Origin of the sequence: Bradyrhizobium sp. NDS-1 (assembly GCF_032918005.1) — a bacterium.
Taxonomy (GTDB): domain Bacteria; phylum Pseudomonadota; class Alphaproteobacteria; order Rhizobiales; family Xanthobacteraceae; genus Bradyrhizobium; species Bradyrhizobium tunisiense.
In genome coordinates this window covers 4,887,860-4,905,230 of record NZ_CP136628.1, presented here as the reverse complement: position 1 = coordinate 4,905,230, position 17,371 = coordinate 4,887,860, and the positions used below count along the sequence as shown (strand labels likewise).

General features: G+C 65.4%; 17 protein-coding genes. 5 read left to right on the top strand and 12 right to left on the bottom strand.

Annotation, left to right across the window (positions count from 1 at the left end; translation table 11 throughout):
• Positions 1–37: 37 nt before the first annotated feature.
• The 6 genes from RX330_RS23280 to RX330_RS23255 form a co-directional block, all read right to left on the bottom strand.
• Positions 38–970 carry a lipid A biosynthesis lauroyl acyltransferase gene (locus RX330_RS23280; protein ID WP_212087117.1) on the bottom strand — a complete coding sequence of 311 codons (933 nt, stop codon included), beginning with the start codon at positions 968–970 and terminating at the stop codon, positions 38–40.
• Between the two features lie 8 nt (positions 971–978).
• Entirely contained in the window at positions 979–2,256 is a 1,278-nt protein-coding gene (locus RX330_RS23275; protein WP_212087114.1) for a beta-ketoacyl-ACP synthase, read from the bottom strand.
• Between the two features lie 18 nt (positions 2,257–2,274).
• Positions 2,275–3,480 (bottom strand): beta-ketoacyl-ACP synthase, encoded by a 1,206-nt coding sequence (locus tag RX330_RS23270; RefSeq protein ID WP_212087111.1) that lies wholly within the window; start codon positions 3,478–3,480, stop codon positions 2,275–2,277.
• Entirely contained in the window at positions 3,477–3,947 is a 471-nt protein-coding gene (locus RX330_RS23265) for a 3-hydroxyacyl-ACP dehydratase FabZ family protein (RefSeq protein WP_212087108.1), read from the bottom strand. Before RX330_RS23265 ends, RX330_RS23270 begins: the two co-directional genes overlap by 4 nt.
• A gap of 10 nt (positions 3,948–3,957) precedes the next feature.
• Positions 3,958–4,245, bottom strand: coding sequence for an acyl carrier protein (locus RX330_RS23260; protein WP_007592476.1), 288 nt, complete (start codon positions 4,243–4,245; stop codon positions 3,958–3,960).
• Positions 4,246–4,466: 221 nt separating this feature from the next.
• Positions 4,467–4,808, bottom strand: a complete 342-nt coding sequence (locus RX330_RS23255) for a hypothetical protein (protein WP_317239958.1) — start codon at positions 4,806–4,808, stop codon at positions 4,467–4,469.
• 329 nt (positions 4,809–5,137) lie between these two features.
• On the opposite strand from RX330_RS23255, the gene RX330_RS23250 reads away from it, so the two are divergent.
• The gene (locus RX330_RS23250; RefSeq protein WP_317239957.1) at positions 5,138–5,767 is read left to right on the top strand and encodes a ParB-like protein; all 630 of its coding nucleotides are present in this window, start codon (positions 5,138–5,140) and stop codon (positions 5,765–5,767) included.
• Positions 5,768–5,838: 71 nt separating this feature from the next.
• On the opposite strand, the gene RX330_RS23245 is transcribed toward RX330_RS23250, so the two are convergent.
• The gene (locus RX330_RS23245; RefSeq protein ID WP_317239956.1) at positions 5,839–5,994 is read right to left on the bottom strand and encodes a hypothetical protein; all 156 of its coding nucleotides are present in this window, start codon (positions 5,992–5,994) and stop codon (positions 5,839–5,841) included.
• 268 nt (positions 5,995–6,262) lie between these two features.
• Between RX330_RS23245 and RX330_RS23240 the strand changes: the two genes are divergently transcribed.
• Positions 6,263–6,406 carry a hypothetical protein gene (locus RX330_RS23240; RefSeq protein ID WP_317239955.1) on the top strand — a complete coding sequence of 48 codons (144 nt, stop codon included), beginning with the start codon at positions 6,263–6,265 and terminating at the stop codon, positions 6,404–6,406.
• 93 nt (positions 6,407–6,499) lie between these two features.
• Here the strand turns inward: RX330_RS23240 and RX330_RS23235 are convergent, their stop codons facing one another.
• Positions 6,500–6,649 (bottom strand): hypothetical protein, encoded by a 150-nt coding sequence (locus RX330_RS23235; protein WP_317239954.1) that lies wholly within the window; start codon positions 6,647–6,649, stop codon positions 6,500–6,502.
• A gap of 184 nt (positions 6,650–6,833) precedes the next feature.
• Here RX330_RS23235 and RX330_RS23230 point away from each other — a divergent pair, with 184 nt between their 5' ends.
• Positions 6,834–7,001, top strand: coding sequence for a hypothetical protein (locus RX330_RS23230; protein WP_212087091.1), 168 nt, complete (start codon positions 6,834–6,836; stop codon positions 6,999–7,001).
• Positions 6,998–9,562, top strand: a complete 2,565-nt coding sequence (locus tag RX330_RS23225; RefSeq protein WP_317239953.1) for a cation-translocating P-type ATPase — start codon at positions 6,998–7,000, stop codon at positions 9,560–9,562. Before RX330_RS23230 ends, RX330_RS23225 begins: the two co-directional genes overlap by 4 nt.
• On the opposite strand, the gene RX330_RS23220 is transcribed toward RX330_RS23225, so the two are convergent.
• Both RX330_RS23220 and RX330_RS23215 read right to left on the bottom strand, forming a co-directional pair.
• Complete coding sequence (locus RX330_RS23220) at positions 9,559–10,062, bottom strand: MgtC/SapB family protein (RefSeq protein WP_317239952.1); 504 nt, start codon at positions 10,060–10,062, stop codon at positions 9,559–9,561. The two genes, RX330_RS23225 and RX330_RS23220, sit on opposite strands and share 4 nt — an antisense overlap.
• A gap of 30 nt (positions 10,063–10,092) precedes the next feature.
• The gene (locus RX330_RS23215; protein ID WP_317239951.1) at positions 10,093–11,832 is read right to left on the bottom strand and encodes an ATP-binding protein; all 1,740 of its coding nucleotides are present in this window, start codon (positions 11,830–11,832) and stop codon (positions 10,093–10,095) included.
• 440 nt (positions 11,833–12,272) lie between these two features.
• Here RX330_RS23215 and RX330_RS23210 point away from each other — a divergent pair, with 440 nt between their 5' ends.
• Entirely contained in the window at positions 12,273–13,238 is a 966-nt protein-coding gene (locus tag RX330_RS23210) for a catechol 2,3-dioxygenase (RefSeq protein WP_317239950.1), read from the top strand.
• Between the two features lie 25 nt (positions 13,239–13,263).
• Here RX330_RS23210 and RX330_RS23205 read toward each other — a convergent pair whose 3' ends face one another.
• Both RX330_RS23205 and RX330_RS23200 read right to left on the bottom strand, forming a co-directional pair.
• Positions 13,264–16,785, bottom strand: a complete 3,522-nt coding sequence (locus tag RX330_RS23205; RefSeq protein WP_317239949.1) for a molybdopterin cofactor-binding domain-containing protein — start codon at positions 16,783–16,785, stop codon at positions 13,264–13,266.
• Complete coding sequence (locus tag RX330_RS23200) at positions 16,785–17,267, bottom strand: (2Fe-2S)-binding protein (protein ID WP_317239948.1); 483 nt, start codon at positions 17,265–17,267, stop codon at positions 16,785–16,787. Before RX330_RS23200 ends, RX330_RS23205 begins: the two co-directional genes overlap by 1 nt.
• Between the last annotated feature and the right edge of the window lie 104 nt (positions 17,268–17,371).

The following is a 17,371-nucleotide window of genomic DNA, read 5'->3' as shown; positions in this document are numbered from 1 at the left end:
GCGATCTCGTCGCGGGCTCCTCGCAATGACAGCGCGCCTACCGCCACCTGCGATGCAGCCACAGCCACTGCTCGGGATGCTCGCGCACCCAGCTTTCCACCACGCTCGTGATCGCCTGGGTCGTGCCCTGGATGTCGATCTTGCCGTCGGCATCGCGCACCGGCTGGATCTCTTCCGTGAGCTCGCCGCGAAAGCGGCCGCCGGGCAGGCGGATGACGCGGGCGCCGTGGATCGGGCATTCGATTTGGCGCAAGAGGCGCGCCAGCATCGGATTGGCGCGGGTCTTGCGGCCGAAGAAGGTGACCTCGACGCCACCGGTCAGGTACTGGTCGATCAGCATGGCGACGTGCTTGCCGTCCTTCAGCGCCTGCGCGAGCCGCAGCGGCGCATCGCGGCCCGCGGGGATCAGCGTGCCCATATTGATCTGGCGCATCTCCTGGATGATGCGGTCGGCCGAGGCGATGTTCGGCCGGCGGTAGAGGATCGCGGCGTCGAGGCCATGAGCGACCGCCGCGAGCGCCGGCAATTCCCAATTGGCCAGGTGCGCGGCGAAGATCAGCGCCGGCTTGCCATCGTCGCGGATCTTGTCGAACAGCTCGATGCTGCGCGCGGGCAATTCGATCCGGCTCTTCTCCGGATGCTCGCGGTCATAATCCCAGACTTGGTCCATGTGGGCGAACTCGGCGCCGACGCGGCCGAGATTGTCCCACACGCCCATCAGGATCTGTTCGATCTCCTCCGGCGACTTCTCGGGAAAGGCGGCGGTGAGATTGGCGCGGCCGATGCGGTGCTCGCGCAGGCGCGGGCCGATCGTCTTGGTGACGCGCGCGAAAAAGTCCGAGGTCTTGACCGGATCGAAATAGCGCGTGGTGCGCAGCATGCCGACGGTGGCGGCGCCGATCAGGCCTCCGCTGACCGACTTGGCTGCATTCCGCGCGCGAATCTTCGTGCTGATGGGAATCAGCGCCATGCGTCCGGTCAGGCTGGTTCGCGCGTCAGGATCAGCGAGGCGTTCTGGCCGCCGAAGCCGAACGAGTTCGACATGACGGCGGTGACGCGGGCGTCGCGCGCGGTGTTGCCGACCACGTTGAACAGGATCGTGGGATCCGGGGTCTCGTAATTGATCGTCGGCGGGATGCGCTGATGCTCGAGCGTGAGCAGCGAGAAGATCGCCTCGACCGCACCGGCCGCCGAGATGGTGTGGCCGACCATCGACTTGTTGGACGTGACCGGAATTTTCTGCGCGAGCTCGCCGAACACGGCCGAGGTCGTGTTGAACTCCATCTTGTCGTTCTCGGGCGTCGCGGTGCCGTGCGCGTTGATGTGGTCGATCTGGTCCGGCGTCATGCCGGCATCGGCCAGCGTCTTGTTCATGCAGCCGATGATCGGCTTGCCGTCGGGCGAGGAGCGGGTGCGATGGAAGGAATCGGTCAGCTCGCCGCAGCCGGCGATCACGCCGAGGATCTTGGCGCCGCGCGCGACAGCGGCCTCATAGCTCTCCAGCACGAGGGCGCCGGCGCCTTCGGCCATGACGAAGCCGTCGCGGTTCTTGGAGAAGGGGCGGGAGGCCGCCTGCGGCGGATCGTTCTGGGTCGACAGCGCCGAGAGCAGCGAGAAGCGCACCAGCGCTTCCGGATTCACGGTGCCGTCGGTCGCGACGCAGAGGGCGGCATCGGTCTCGCCGCGGCGGATCGCCTCGACGCCGAGCTGGATCGAGGTCGCGCCCGAGGCGCAGGCCGTCGACAGCGAGATCGGCGAGCCCTTGGTGCCGAAAGTCTCGGCGAGGTGCGCGGCCACCGAGCCGAACATGAAGCGGTGATGATAGGCGCTGTACTTGCCGCCGCCGGAGATGCGCAGCAGATCGTCATAGTTGAAGTCGAGCGCACCGACGGCGCGGCCGAGTTCGCGTCGCTGCGGCCATTCCACCTCGACCGGCGCAACCGCAAGGAACAGCGGGCCCGGGAAGTCGGCCTTGGCACCGATGCCGGCTTGCGCGAGTGCTTCCTCCGTCACCAGCTCGGCCATCCGCTCGGACAGGCCAGTCGAGGAGAACGGATCGACGCTGACGAAATCGACAGTGCCGGCCATCGTGGTCTTCAGGCCGTCGACCGGAAAGCGCGTAATGGTGCGGATGCCGGATTCGCCGGCGACGAGTTTGGCCCAATTGTCGGCCTTGCCGGCACCGAGCGAGGTCATGATGCCCATGCCGGTGACGACGACGACGGGCCGCCCGAGTTTGTCGCGTGGTGCAGTCATGTCGATCCCCCGGGTGAGCTAGCCAACTGCCTCGACCAGCGCCATGCCTTCGCCGCGCCAGTGTCCGGCCCCCACCACCACAATCTGGGTGGGCGCTCCCTGCATTTCAATCTCGGTGCCCGTGGAATCGTTCGGCGGGAACAGCGCACCGCGCGAAATCGACAGCGCGGCGAGCGCGATGCCGAGCGGGAATTGCGTCTCCATGGTGTGACCGAACATCGTGCCGGTCGAGCGCACCGGGAGATCCGCATGGCTCTTCAGGAAACTGCGCTCCTCGCTCGTGGCCGGCTCCGCACCGGTCGCGCCCGATATGATCGCGCCCTTGCCCTCGCGCTTCGGCAGTTTTGCCCAAAGCTTCTCCAGCGTCGCGGTCATGTCGCCACCCTGCTTGCGCCGGGCGAGATCGGCGACGACGCTCGACAGCTTCGCATACGGCTTTGCACCGCGCGCTTCCGCGTGTGCTCGCGATTCCAGCACCAGGAACGCGCCGGCCGAGCCGAGTGCGAAGCCGGGATTGTCCTTGCGGGCCCACACGGGCGCGAATTTGTTCTTCAGGTTGAAATCGCCGAATTCGTAGAGGACGAGCAGGTCCTTGCGCTCGCCATTGTGCGAGCCGCCGACCAGCGCGATGTCGCTCTCGCCCGAGGCGATGCGCGCCAGCGCGATACGGGCCGCATCGGCGCCGGCAACCTCTTCGCCCATGAAGGTGCGCGAGGTGCCGCCAAGACCATGCACGATCGCGATATTGCCTGCGAGAAGGTTGGAGAGCTGCGCCAGGAACAAGGTGGGGCGCAGATCGCTCATCAGCCGTTCGTTGAGGAAGCCGGGTGCATTCGCTCCCTTGGCTTCGGCCGTGAGCACGCCGGTGTCGACGTTGAGATCACGTTCGCCGCCGCCGGCGGCCACCACCATGTCGATCTTCGACAGGATGTCCTTGTTGCCCTTGATCCCGGCTGAATCGAGCGCCAGGCCCGCCGCATAGGTGCCTATGCGCTGCCAGGCTTCCATCTGGCGCTGGTCGCCCTTCTTCGGAATCTGGCTGTCGAAGCTGACCGGCATCAGGGGATGCACGATGTAGGGGGCAAAACCCTTCTCGTCGACATTGATGCGCTTGTCCTGAAGCGCGGCCCAGTTGGCGTCCAGGCCCTCGCCGAGCGAGGTGGCGAGTCCAATGCCGGTGATCCAGACTTCGGTCTGGCCAGGCTTCGAAGCAGTGTCAGTCATGGCGATACGGCCTGTTGCGGAAAGCCGACGCGCTCGGCGACTTTCGCCATGTATCCGCGCATATCCGCATTGGGGAAAGGAATCAGCGTGAAGGTCAGCGCCGAGTTGGCGCGCAGCTTGCCGCCGACCCTGATCTTGGCTTCGGTCATGGCATAGCCCGAACCTTCATGCGTGAGGCTCGCCTCGATGCTCATGAGTTCGCCGGGCAAAACCGAACCGCGCACCTTGGCCTCCTTGACGGCGGCCAGGATCGGCATGCGCTCGAACTTGAACACGCCGAGCTGAAGCCAGCCCGAGGCCTGCGCCATCGATTCGATCAGGAGCACGCCGGGCATCAAGGGGTAGCCCGGGAAGTGCCCCTCGAAGATGGTGCTCTTCTGCGGGACCTGGGCCTCGACGACGATCGTCTTCTCGTCGACCTTGAGGTCGACGATGCGATCGATCATGTGGAAGTATTCGAGTTGCATGACCGCGCCCTTAGGCGCTCGCGCCCTTGGCCGCAACCAGTTCGTCGATGCGGGCGCACAGGTTCTTCAGTACGAAATACTGTTCCGTGGTCGCCTTGCCGTCGTTGACCTCCTGGGTCCACTTTTCCAGCGGCAGCTTGATGCCGAACTGCTTGTCGATCGCGAACGCGATGTCCAGGAAATCGAGGCTGTCGATGCCGAGATCATCGATGGCATGGCTGTCGGGCGTGATCGTGTCGCGCGGGATGTCGCAGGTTTCAGCGATGATCGTGGCGACCTGATCGAATGTGGAAGACATCACTAAGCCTTTGATATATTGCGGATATTTGTCAGATTATCCAGAGTGGCACCGTGGGTGGGCATCGCGCCCCTGATGACGCCCTCAACCCCCCTCTGGCCGGGTCGAGAGCCCGTATATCGGAGCGCCGCCCTGAGTTCAATGGAGCCGGACAGGCGAGGAGACGGGGCTGGGGATGCCCGTCGGAGCCCTTTCCCGCCGGGGTGTGCGGCAGATCGGGCCTAGATATGTGGCGTCGTGATCTTGACGCAGTCGCGACGGCCCATCAGCACGCAATCCTGAGTCCGGCGCAGGTCGGCAATGCTGACCGCCAGCCAAATTCCGATTGCGGTCAGGGCGATCGTGAAGGCCAGCGCTGCGATGTTGGCGAGCATGCGATGGCGGAAGTCGTCCGGCCCGGCGCGGGGCTGCTCGTAGCGTGACAGGTCGAGCGGTTCGGGCCCGACGCGTGCCGGCTGCACGGTGCCGCTGCCGCGGTGGGCCTTCGGAGAAGGGGAGGTGCGCGGCCTGAACGGGAGCACCCGGTGCTCGTCGTCAGAGCTTATGGGCCGCTGGCTATTCATGGGGCGGGGATCACTCCGAAGCAGCGGTTTTAGATAGCACGGGTGGTGAGGGTGTTGCAGAAATTCTTCGCAATTCCTGCGTGCATTCGTCCGCTTGCACTATTGTGCATCGACGGGCGTAGAGCGGCCGCGGAGCAAGCCGTCATGTCGGCGGCGGGACATGAGGTTGCGTTGCAACAACGGTCATAGCGATGGCCGGGGACGTCACGCCGTCCACATCGGCTTGTGATCTCCGCGTCGTTCCGAACACGTGTTGCCGCCCCAAAGCCCATGTCATAGTCGAGGAAACCTGGACCGCCAGTTGCACCATGCGAGGGGACCTTTCGACCATGACCACGACCAACGCGCGCGAGCCGAGAGTGCATCCGGTTCCGATCCTGTCGCTCCGGCCGACGCAGATGACGGGCGGCATGCGCGAGGTCAAGGAGAAGCGCAAGCGCTGGCGTGAGCATGACAAGAAGAAGCAGGCCGACCTGCTCGGCAAGCACATGATCCCCGTCGTCTACGGCCCGGACGCGCGCTATTACGTGATCGACCATCATCATCTCGGCCGCGCGCTGCACGATGAAGGCGTCAAGGAGGTGCTGGTGACCATCGTCGGGGACCTCCGCATGGTCGAGCGCGAAGCCTTCTGGGGCGTGATGGACAACAAGCGCTGGGTCTACCCTCACGATGCCAAGGGCGAGCGGCGGCAGTTCCGGGACCTGCCAAAATCGATCGCCGACCTCAAGGACGATCCGTTCCGCAGCCTTGCCGGCGAATTGCGCCGCATGGGCGGCTTCGCCAAGGACACGACGCCATTCTCCGAATTTCTGTGGGCCGACTTCCTGCGCCGAAAGCTCTCGCGGAAGGTGGTGGAGGCCGATTTCGACAAGGCCATCGAGAAGGGGATGTCCGCCGCCAGGAGCAAGGATGCGATCTATCTGCCCGGCTGGTGCGGTCCGGCGGACGATGACTAGAGGCACCAGAAATCGGGCGTTGTGATGCACCCCGTGCCTCGGGAGCCGACCATCACGCGCGGCCGCTCGCGTCAGTCGCGCTGGAAGATCCTGGCGCCGGGGTAGGCGCGGCGGGCGTAGGTGATCACCAGGGCGCGGTCCTGGGTATCCAGGAAGGGCGTTCGGATCCGGCACGACCCGACGATGAGGTGCCACAGGCCATTGAGCTTCTGGATCATGATCTTCATTTGAACAGTCCTCGATGACTCCCATTCCAGCGAATGCTGCTTGTCGCTGCAGTGCTTAGGAGCGTTGGCCGCGGGTGTGGAATTCCCGACAATGCTCGCGCTCCGCTGCAAAATACGTCGACCATTATTAGGTGGTTGCGGCACGCGCCCAGATAAGCCGAATCCCATCACAGTCGCTTGAGCGAAATCAATTTCCGCGTCTATGAAACCGTCCTGAAACAGAGCCGGCCCATCTCTATGATTGGTCGAGCTCACACAGGAGGCGAACATGCGCCGTCTGGTTTTCGTAGTTGCCTTGCTCGCGGTTGCTTCGGCGGGAATCTCGGCATCGTTTGCCGCCGTTCACCACGCCAAGTCGTTGACGTTCGCGCAGCGCTTTGTTCCGGCCCTCGAGCTGATGGCGAACCGCTAGCGGCAAAGCGCCTCGAGCGTGCAGTCCGGTCGACGATGACGAGAGAGTCTGCCGTCGCGGCGATCGCATCGCCGCGCACGCGAGCCTATGGCTTCAACCGGCCAGTTCTCGATCGATGTTCCGGAACCGCACGAAGGCTGCCCAGGCCTGCGGATAATCCTTGTCGGCGGGATCGATCGCAAGCAGCGCGCAGCGTGCCTGCTTGATCTCTTCTGGCGACAGGCGCCTCGTCAGCGCCTGCAATTCTCTCGACAGCTCCCAGCGGCCCTCCGCCGGGCCAGCGACAGCGCGCCCCGGGCGCGGCTTGACATGCCGCAAATGCGTGCCCGTGCCGGTCGCTACTGTCCGCCTGCATGATCGTCGAAGCAGCGTTGCGCCCGGTGTCGAGGGCGAGGTGGCCCGGGTCATGCTGACTGGAGACATGACAATGAGCCTCATCTTTCGCGTCGTCTTTATCATCGCCGGCGCGGTCACGGCGCTGTTCGTCGCGCGTGATGCCCTGAACTTCACCATCATCCAGACCTTCGTCGCCGTCCTGCTCGTGACAGCCGTCGTGGGGGCGGGAAGTCTCTGGAGCCTGCGGCGGAAGACATGAGCAAGGCAGAACGCGGCGGTTCGGCCGGGCTGAGCGAAGCCGAGGCCCGGCTGCGGCTGCAACAGGACGGTTACAACGAACTGCCTCGGCCCGAACGCCGCACTCCGCTGCGCATCGTCCTCGAAGTGTTGCGTGAGCCGATGCTCGCGCTGCTTCTGTGCGGCGGGCTGGTCTACCTCCTGCTCGGCGACCTCCGCGAGGCCGCGCTTCTCCTGGCCTTCGGCGCCATCTCCGTCGTGATCACGATCGTGCAGGAAACCCGCACCGAACGCGTGCTGGAAGCGTTGCGAGAGCTGACCAGTCCGCGCGCGCTCGTGGTGAGGGATGGGGAGCGCCGGCGGATTGCGGGCCGGGACGTCGTCCGCGGCGATCTCCTCGTCCTGGCCGAAGGTGATCGGATTCCGGCAGATGCGGTGCTCGTCAGCTCACGCGATCTGGCTGTCGACGAGTCCCTGCTGACCGGAGAGTCGGTTCCGGTTCGCAAGCAGGCCGCCAGGACGCCGGCCACCGACGCCGCCTTGGCAAATCATCGCCCGGGCGGCGATGACCTGCCGTTCGTGTATTCCGGCTCGCTGGTGGTGCGAGGCGAGGGCCTGGCCGAGGTCGAGGCCACCGGCGCTCGCAGCGAGATCGGCAAGATCGGATTGTCGCTGCATGGCTTGCAGGCGGAGCCGCCCCGGCTGCAGCAGCAGACCGCACGGCTCGTGCGGCTTTGCTTTCTCGGCGGCGCGGCGATCAGCCTCGCCGCCGTCCTGCTTTACGGAACGTTGCGCGGGGATTGGCTGCAAGCGCTGCTCGGAGGCATCGCAATCGGCATGTCCATGTTGCCCGAGGAGTTCGCCGTCGTTCTCACGGTGTTCATGGCGATGGGGGCCTGGCGTATCTCGAAGGCGCGCGTGCTGACGCGGCGCGCTGCCGCGATCGAGGTGCTCGGCTCCGCCACGGTGCTGTGCACCGACAAGACCGGCACGCTGACCCAGAATCGGATGTCGATTGCGGAGCTGAGGCTACGCGACGGGACGAGCGCGCGCGTGGGATCGTCGCAGCCCGCGCCGGTGGGCGCAGCGTTCTTCGAGCTGGCGCGTTGCAGCGTTTTGGCAAGCTCGCCGGAACCGTTCGATCCGATGGAGAGGGCCCTGCACGCGTTCGTGCAAGAGAGTCTGCCGGATGACGACGAAACCGGGGGCACGCGGACCTTGGTACGCAGCTACGGCCTGCGGCCAGAACTGCTGGCGATGACCCAGGTTTGGCAAGTGCCGCATCGCCAGGGAATGTTGGCTGCGGCGAAAGGCGCACCCGAGGCGATTGCGCACCTCTGCAAGCTGGACGGTGCGGAGCTGGCGGCGCTGCAGGACTCGGTCGCGGCGATGGCGAAGAATGGTCTTCGTGTGCTGGGCGTGGCCGTCGCGGCTTACGACGGCGAGAGCCTGCCGGCCTCGCAGCAAGACTTCTCCTTTCGCTTCCTCGGTCTCGTCGGGCTCGCCGATCCGCTTCGTCCGCAGGTCCCGGCGGCGGTGGGCGAATCGCGCTCGGCCGGCATTCGCGTCGTCATGATCACGGGCGACTATCCGGCGACCGCGATGGCCATCGCCGGGCAGGCCGGACTCGACGTCAAGGGGGTCGTGACCGGCGAGCAGATCAAGCTCGCGGACGAGAACGAGCTCGAGGCACTCGTCAGGAATGTGAACGTCTTCGCGCGGGTCCTGCCGGAGCAGAAGCTGCGGATCGTTCAGGCGATGAAGCGCAACGGTGAGATCGTCGCGATGACTGGTGACGGCGTCAACGATGCACCGTCCCTGAAGGCTGCCCATATCGGGATCGCGATGGGTGGCCGCGGCACCGATGTCGCCCGCGAGGCCTCCTCCATCGTCCTGCTCGACGACGATTTCGGTTCTATCGTTGCATCCATTCGGCTGGGGCGCCGGATCTACGATAATCTGCGCAAGGCGATGGCCTTCATTTTCGCAGTCCATGTTCCGATCGCGGGGCTTGCCCTGCTGCCGCTGGTTTTCGGCCTGCCGCTGATTCTCGGTCCCGTTCACATTGCCTTTCTGGAGCTGATCATCGACCCCGTCTGCTCGCTCGTGTTCGAAGCGGAGCGGGAGGAGCGCGATATCATGACACGTCCGCCGCGGCGCGCGGATGCGGAGCTGTTCTCATGGGCCTTGATCGGCTGGAGCATCCTTCAGGGTGCCATGGCATTTGCCTTGATCGCCGTGATCTTCGTCGTCGCGCTTCGTTCCGGCATTCCGCCCGATGAGGCGCGCACGCTCGCCTTCATTGCGCTCGTCGTCTGCGTCGTCGCGCTGGTGCTGGTCAACCGGTCCTTCAGCGCCTCCTTCCTGTCTGCCTTCTTCCGTCCGAACCCGGCATTGCTCTGGATATTCCTGTCGATCGCACTCGTTCTCGCCGCGGCTCTGTTTTGGCCGCCGGCGTCCAGCCTGTTTCGTTTTGGTCCCCTGCACCTCGACGATCTGATGGTCACGCTCGGCGCGGGACTGCTGGTGCTCACGGTGCTCGAAATGCTGAAGCCGATATGGGGGCGGCGGTTGCGGTTCTAGTTGCTTTCGTGAGAGTCCGTCTTCGGCAAGACCTCCGCCCGGTGCGGATCCTCCTTGCCACCGAGGGCGCGATGCAGCCAGCGTTCGACGCGGCGGCCGATCGTGAGCAGCACGAAAGCAAAGGCCAGTGCGACCAGCACGATCTTCCATTCTCCGACGCCGCAGGTAATGCCCAGGCAAGCGGCGAGAAAGGTGCAGGCCGCGCTGGTCAGGCCGCGCACGCGAAAACGGTCGCTCTCGTGGACGATGACGCCGGCCCCGAGGAAGCCGATCCCGGTGAGGATGCCCTGGATCACACGGCTCGCCGCATCGCTGATCTTGCCGGGCTCGGCGACCTGAACGGCGAGCATCACCACGGTCGCGGTGGAGAGCCCGACGATGCCGAGCGTCTTCAACCCGATCGGCTTGCCGTGCAGATCGCGGTTCAGGCCGATCGCGCCGCCGGCGAGCGTCGCGGCTCCAAGGCGCAGCAGAATTTCCGGCCAGTCCAGCTCGGTCATGATTTCAGCGTGTCCGGGACACCGGGGCCGCTATCGCAGCGGCTTCTTCAGGAGCGAGAAGCGGTCCGGATCGAGGCCCATCGAGGGCTGCAGCATCGGGGCCTCGACGTTGGAGAGCGTCTTGGCGGGTGGGGCCGAAAACACCGGATCGTTCGGCACGTCGCGCTGCGAGGTGGCACCGCGCCAGCGCTCGAGCACGGCACCGACGAAATGCATGTCGTGGCCGGAGGTGACGGACGGTACGCTCGAGATGGTGGCTTCGCCGCGCGGCAGTTGATGCGGCGGCACCTCCTTGAATCGCAAGCGCGTCGGCAGCGCGACGCCTTCGCCGAAGGCCAGCACCTCGCGCGTGCCGAGCGAGGGCACGAAGGAGAGCAGGTTCGCGGCGGCGTCCGACACCGCGGCGCGCAGCAGCGCCTGGTCGCGGTCGTTGGCAAGGCGCATCGTGAACAGCGTGTTGCACTGGGAGATGATGGTGGCGTCAAGCTCGGCCGGGCGCTGGGTGATGAGGCCGAGATAGACGCCGTATTTGCGGCCTTCCTTGGCGATGCGCGACACCGCCTTGCGGGTCGGCCCGAAGCCGACATTGCGATCGGCGGAGGCGTAGCGATGCGCTTCCTCGCAGACGAACAGCAGCGGCGAGACGCCGTCGCTCCACAGGCCGAAGTCGAAGGCCATGCGGCAGAGCACCGAGACGACGGAATCGATCACCTCGGCCGGGAAGCCGGCGAGCTGCATCACCGTCATCGGCTTGCCGTTCGCCGGAAGACGGAACAGATGGCTGATGACCTCGGCCATGGTGTCACCGCCGACATTGGCGTTGTCGAACATGAAGGCGTAGCGCGGATCGTTGCGCACCGCCTCGATGCGGGAGATCAGCTTGTGATAGATGATGCGCGAGGAACGGTTTTCGAGCTTGCCCATGCGCTCGTCGATCAGCGACATCAGGTCGACGAGACGATACGGCACCGGCGTGTCGACGGTGTAGCCGACCTGCTTGGGATCGATGCGCTTCAGGCCGATGCGGTCGGCGTTCTGGTACTGGGTGTAGACGCCCTTGGCGATCGGGATCACCTCGGCGAGGATGTCGAGCTCCTCCGGCACGCCGGCGCGGCCGCCGAACAGCACGTCGACGATTTCCTCGAAATTGAACAGCCAGAACGGCAGCTTCAGGTTCCGCGGGTTCAGCACCAGCGCGCGGTCGCCGAAGCAGCGGCCATATTCGTTGTGCACGTCGAGCAAGAAGATGCGCAGGTTGGGGCGCGCCTTCAGGATCTCGTTGAGCAGGAGCGAGACGCCCGTCGATTTGCCGACGCCGGTCGATCCCAGCACGGCAAAATGCTTGGACAGCATTTCCTCGACGTCGACATAGGCGATGACGGAGCTGTCCTGTTGGAGGAAGCCGACATTGATCTGGTCCGACCCGGTCGGCGCGTAGATCGTGCGCAGCTCCTGGCTGGTGATCAGGTCGACGGAATCCCCGATGGTCGGATAATTGGTGACGCCGCGTTGGAATTTGGCCTTGCCGGTGGCGTTGAGGATTTCGCCAAGCAGGTCGACCGAGGCGATGGCGATGTAATCGTTGCTGCTCGACAGGTTTTCGCAGGAGACCTCGGTGATCATGGCGACGATGACCGAGCTGGCGCAGCGAATGCTGACGAAGCGGCCGACGGTCGCCCGAACCTCCGAGATCGGCATCTGGCTGGCCGCCAGAAGCCCGACCCGGGCGAGCGATCCACGTACCGAAATCACGCGTCCAAAGGATGTCACGATGAATGAACCTGGCAAGAACGAGGGGCTTTGGACCAGACTATGCGCGGCCGCGGCTGCATAAACGGTTAAGCGGCAGGCGCGGGCGCTTCGTTAAATCCGTGACAATTCGGCGAAGAGGTTTGTTCCGATGGCACGCTTATGGACAGAATCGGCGGGAAAATGGCGCAATTCCAAGTCATTGGCGCCGAAAGCAATTAAGCAATACTTTACCATCCGGCCAGTCCGTCCGCCGGTCGGAGGACGTTGGTCTTCGAGAAGGGAAACGTCACTCGATTCAGGGCGATGTTTGCTTTGTTGACGGGACCTAATCATTTGTACATTAGTACAAATGAGCGCGGCTTCGATGTCTCTCCCTCGGGCAAAGTGGTCGCATTGCGGCCCTGCGCCGATTTGCACGATCCGGTCCGAAGGATCGCGAGCTTTACCTGGAGGAAAGCATGCAGCCCGAACCGGTCCTCGATCTTGCCCATCTCGGCCACATGGAGCTGCTGACGCCCAAGCCCGACGAGAGCCTGAAATTCTTCGTCGACGTCATGGGCATGACCGTCAGCGGCCAGAAGGGCGAGTCGGTCTACTTGCGCGGCTGGGACGATTACGAGCGCTATTCGCTCAAGCTGACGGCGTCGAAGACCTCGGGCATGGAGCACATGGCGCTGCGCGCACGCAGCCAGCAGGCGCTGGAGCGCCGCGTCGCTGCGCTGAAGGGATCCGGCTTCGACATCGGCTGGATCGACGGCGACATGGGGCAGGGGCCGACCTTCCGCTGCCGCGATCCCGACGGTCACATCGTCGAGCTCTATTACGAGACCGAATGGTATCAGGCGCCGCCCGAGCTGAAGCCGGCGCTGAAGAACCAGGCCCAGCGTTTTCCCGCACGCGGCGTCAACGTCCGCCGTCTGGATCATCTCAATTGTCTCGCCGTCGACATCAAGGCCAACCGCGAGTTCTTCGAGAATTACCTTGGTTGCCGCCTCACCGAGCAGATCGTGCTCAACGACGGACGGGAAGCGGCGATGTGGCTGACGATGTCGAACAAGAGCTACGATTTCGCCTATTCGCTCGACCATTCAGGCGTGCCGGGCCGCTTCCATCACGTCACCTACGCGCTCGACAGCCGCGAGGAGATTCTGCGCGCGGCCGACATCTTCCTGGAGAACGGCATCCACATCGAGACCGGCCCGCACAAGCACGCGATCCAGCAGACCTTCTTCCTCTATGTCTACGAGCCCGGCGGCAACCGCGTCGAAGTTGCCAATGCCGGCGCACGCCTCATTCTCGCGCCCGACTGGAAGCCGATCGTGTGGACCGAGGAGGAGCGCAAGAAGGGCCAGGCCTGGGGCCTGAAGACGATCGAGTCCTTCCACACCCACGGCACCCCGCCGGTGGACGTGAAGCACGGTTAGAGCTGTAACTCTGACGTTTCAATGACTAGTGGGTCGAGCCGCGCGTCCGCGCGATCGTCTCGCGCACACCGCTCCACGCCGGCTTGTCCGGCGCGAACTGCCCGCGCAGGAAGGTGACGAGCTCCTCGATCTGTGCGTCGCTCATGCTGCTTCTGAAGGCGGGCATGTAGCCGAGATCGCTGGAGACGGGCTCGGTAACGCCGTGCAGGATGATTTGCACGAGGTTGTCCGGCGTTCCGCTGTGCAGATTGCTGTTGAGGGCGAGCGAGGGCCTGGTGCCGAACAGCGGCAGTCCGCCGACCTCGTGGCAGACGGCGCAGGCGCCCTGATAGAGGCGCGCGCCGCTGGATGCGGCGACTGTGACCTGGCTTGCGCTTTCGAGCCGTGCCGCAAGCGCCTCCGGCGTCTCGGCCGCGCTGTCGTTGAACGAGTTGAGATAGACGGCCATCGCGCGGATGTCTTGATCGGGCAGAGCTTTGAGGTCCCTGACCACCGGTGCCATCGGGCCGGCGGCAACGCCGTGATAGCGCGAATGTCCGGTTCGCAAATAAGTGAACAGTTCGTCCTCGCTCCACGGGATCGGCGCATGCGAGAGCGAGGTCAGCGGCGGAGCTTCCCAGCCTTCGGCGAAGCCGCCGGCCAGGTAGGATTCGCGCTGCTCGGCGCCGAGCGCGTTGCGCGGCGAGTGGCAGCCGCTGCAATGGCCGAGACTCTCCACGAGATAGGCGCCGCGATTCCACGCCTCGGATTTGGTCGGATCGGGTTTGAACTCCCTGGCCTGATGGAATAGCGCATTCCATCCGGCCAGCAGCGGCCGCAGATTGAATGGAAAGGGGAACTCGTTCGCGGGCGCCGTCGCGTGCACCGCAGGCTGCGCCATCAGATAGGCGTAGAGCGCCTGCATGTCGGCATCGCTGGTCCTGGCGAAATGCGTATAGGGAAAAGCGGGATAGAGCTGCCTGCCGTCGCGATGCAGCCCGTCGCGCATCGCCCGTTCGAAGGCGGGATAGGACCAGGCGCCGATGCCGGTCTCGACGTCGGGCGTGATGTTGGTGCTGTGGATGATGCCGAACGGCGTTTCGAGCGCACGGCCCCCGGCGTTCGGCACGCCGTTGATGGTGGTGTGGCACTCCGCGCAATTGCCGAGCGCAGCAAGCTGCGCGCCGCGCGCGATGGTCGCCGCGGAATAGACCGATGCATCCGGTCGCGCGATCGGCGCAATCGCACGCCCGGGCAGCAGCGCGGCGCCGATGCCGATCGCGGCGGTGCAGACGGCCGCAATCGCGGCGAAGAGGCCGGCGCGTTTGGCGAAGGGATTCTCCCAGATGCGGGACGGCTTTGGCGCAGCGGGTGCTGGCAAGGCCTGCGGCACGGGCGAAGCTTCGCCGCGCAACCCCCTCAGGATGCGTTCCGGCGTGAATGGCGGCTCGCGGAAGCGGACGCCGGTCGCATCGAAGATTGCGTTTGCGATCGCCGCTGCACTCGGGACGGAGGCGGACTCACCGACGCCGAGCGGCGGCTGGTCCTGACGCGGCAGCAGCAAGACGTCGATCTTGGGGACGTCAGGGAACGGGATGATTGGATAGGCGCCCCATTCGCGTGCCGCCACCGCGCCGCGTTCGAACGAGACCTCCTCCATCAGTGCGCGGCTGGTGGACTGGATGACGTTGCCGTGGATCTGGTGGCGAACGCCATCCGGATTGATCATCAGGCCGGAATCCTGACCCGCAACCACGCGTGTGACGCTGACGTCGCCGGTGGCCTTGTTCACGGCGACGTCGGCAACCCACGCCGACCATGCCGCGCCATAGCCCGGAAACTTGCTGTGGACGTAAAGGGCATAGGCAAAGCCGCGCCCATGCACGATCTCGCCGTCCTTCTCCGCGCGCACCGGGCGCGGCGTCCAGCCGGCGCGTTCGGCGACGGCATTGACGAGATCGACCGCGCGCTGGTCTTTCAGGTACCGCAGCCGGTATTCTACCGGGTCGACGCCGGCCTCGGTTGCGGCCTCGTCGATGTAGGACTCGTGCGCAAAGGTGTTCGGCAGCGCCGAGACGCCGCGAAACCAGGACGCCCGCACGATCGGCGCCATGTCGTGGGCCACGACGCGCATGTGGTCGTAGTCATAAGGCGGGATCGCGGTGCGGTCGCCCATCTGAAGCACGGCGGGATCGGGCGAGATCCGGCCGGTGAGCAGCAGCGCCAGCGTTGGTGCTGCATTCGAGGGATAGCGCGTTGCGAGATCGTAAGCGGCGATGCCGCCGTCGGCGTCGAGCCCGCCATTGACGTCGATGAGCTGCGCCGTGCCCTTGGGCTCCCAGGCATGCTCCTGCTCGCGGGTCAGTTGCACACGCACAGGACGGCCGACGGCGCGCGACAGCAGCAGCGCATCGGCGGTGACGTCATCGGCGCAGTTGCGGCCGTAGCAACCGGCGGCCTCCAGACGGATGACCTCGATCTCGCTCTCGGGGCGCTCGATCAGCAGGGCGAGGTCGCTGCGCAGCACATGCGGATTCTGCGTGCCCGACCAGACGCGGATGTTGCCGTCCTGAAAATCCGCGACCGAGCAGGACGGACCGATCGAGGCGTGCATCTGATAAGGCCAGACATAGGTGCGCTGCATCGGCTTGGCCGCGCCTGAGATCGCCGCATCGACATCGCCCTTGTCGATCAGCGTGCGCGGCGTCGACGGATTGGCGCGCAGCGCGGTCTCGACGTCGGCGAGGTCGAGGGTGGGCGTCGGTTTCCAGGCCACCTTGAGCTGTTCTGCCGCGCGGATCGCATTTTCCTCGCGCTCGGCGACGACACCGACGAAGTCGCCGATGCGCACCACAGCGATGATTCCAGGGACGTCACGTACCGAGGATTCATCGACGGAGATCAGGCTGGTACCGACAAACGGGCCGGCATCGACGCCGGCATAGGGCGGGCGCACCACGCGGCCGTGCAGCATGCCTGGTACGCGGATATCATGCACAAAAGTCAGCTCGCCCGTCGCCTTGGCGGGCAGGTCGACGCGCGGCACCGACTGGCCGACGATAGCATAGTCGCCGACTGCCTTGACGGTGACGTCGTCGGCCAGCTCGAGGCGTATCGTCTCGTCACCGATCAGCTCGCCATAGCTGACGCTGCGATTGTCGTGACCGCGCACGAGGCCGTCCTCGATCTTGAGGTCGGCCTCCGGCAGCTCCAGCCGTTCGGCCGCGCGCGCGATCAGAAAGTGGCGCGCTTGCGCTGCGGCCTTGCGCAGCGGGACGGCGGTGATCTGGATGGTCTCGCTTGCAATCGTCGCGCCCTGGTTCGGCACCACAGAGGTGTCGCCGAGCACCACGACGACGCGTGCAAAGGACACGTCCAGCTCTTCGGCGACGATCTGGCCGAGCGCGGTGCGGATACCGGTGCCGAGATCGACATGGCCGTTATAGGCCGTCACCGATCCGTCCGCGGTGATGCGTACGAAGGTTTCGGATGTGACCTCGTCCACGGTGCGGACGACGACGAGCGAACCGGACTGCCGCTCAGCTCCATCAGGGAGAGGGGAGTTCATCAATCACCGGCCTCGGCGAGCTGACCCGATGCGCGCATCACGGCGCGCAGGATCTCGACATGGGTGCCGCAGCGGCACAGATTGTAACGCAGCGCTGCCAGCGCTTCCTGTTCGGTCGGTCGCGGGTTGATCGCGAGCAGCGCCTTGGCGGTCATGATCATGCCGTTGAGACAATAGCCGCATTGCGCGGCCTGCTCGTCGATGAAGGCCTGCTGCACCACATCGGGCTTGTCGCGTGCGCCAAGTCCTTCGAGCGTCACGATGTCGCGGCCGGCGCAGCCGCTCACGGGGATCACGCAGGAGCGGGCCGCGGCCCCGTCAATCAGGACGGTGCAGGTGCCGCATTCGCCGAGACCGCAGCCGTATTTCGGACCGTTGAGTGCGAGGTCGTTGCGCAGCACGTAGAGCAGCGGCGTCTCTGGCGCCGCGGCGATCTCGTGGGTCCTGCCGTTCACGGTGAGGCGGATCGGTGCCTGCGTCATCCTCGTTCCCAAGCCCGCGGCAACTGCTGCCGATCAACGCCGCGACGATACCGTTTGTACACAAACGTGCAAGCCGTGCATGCCGCACTGCAGCGCGATTGCCT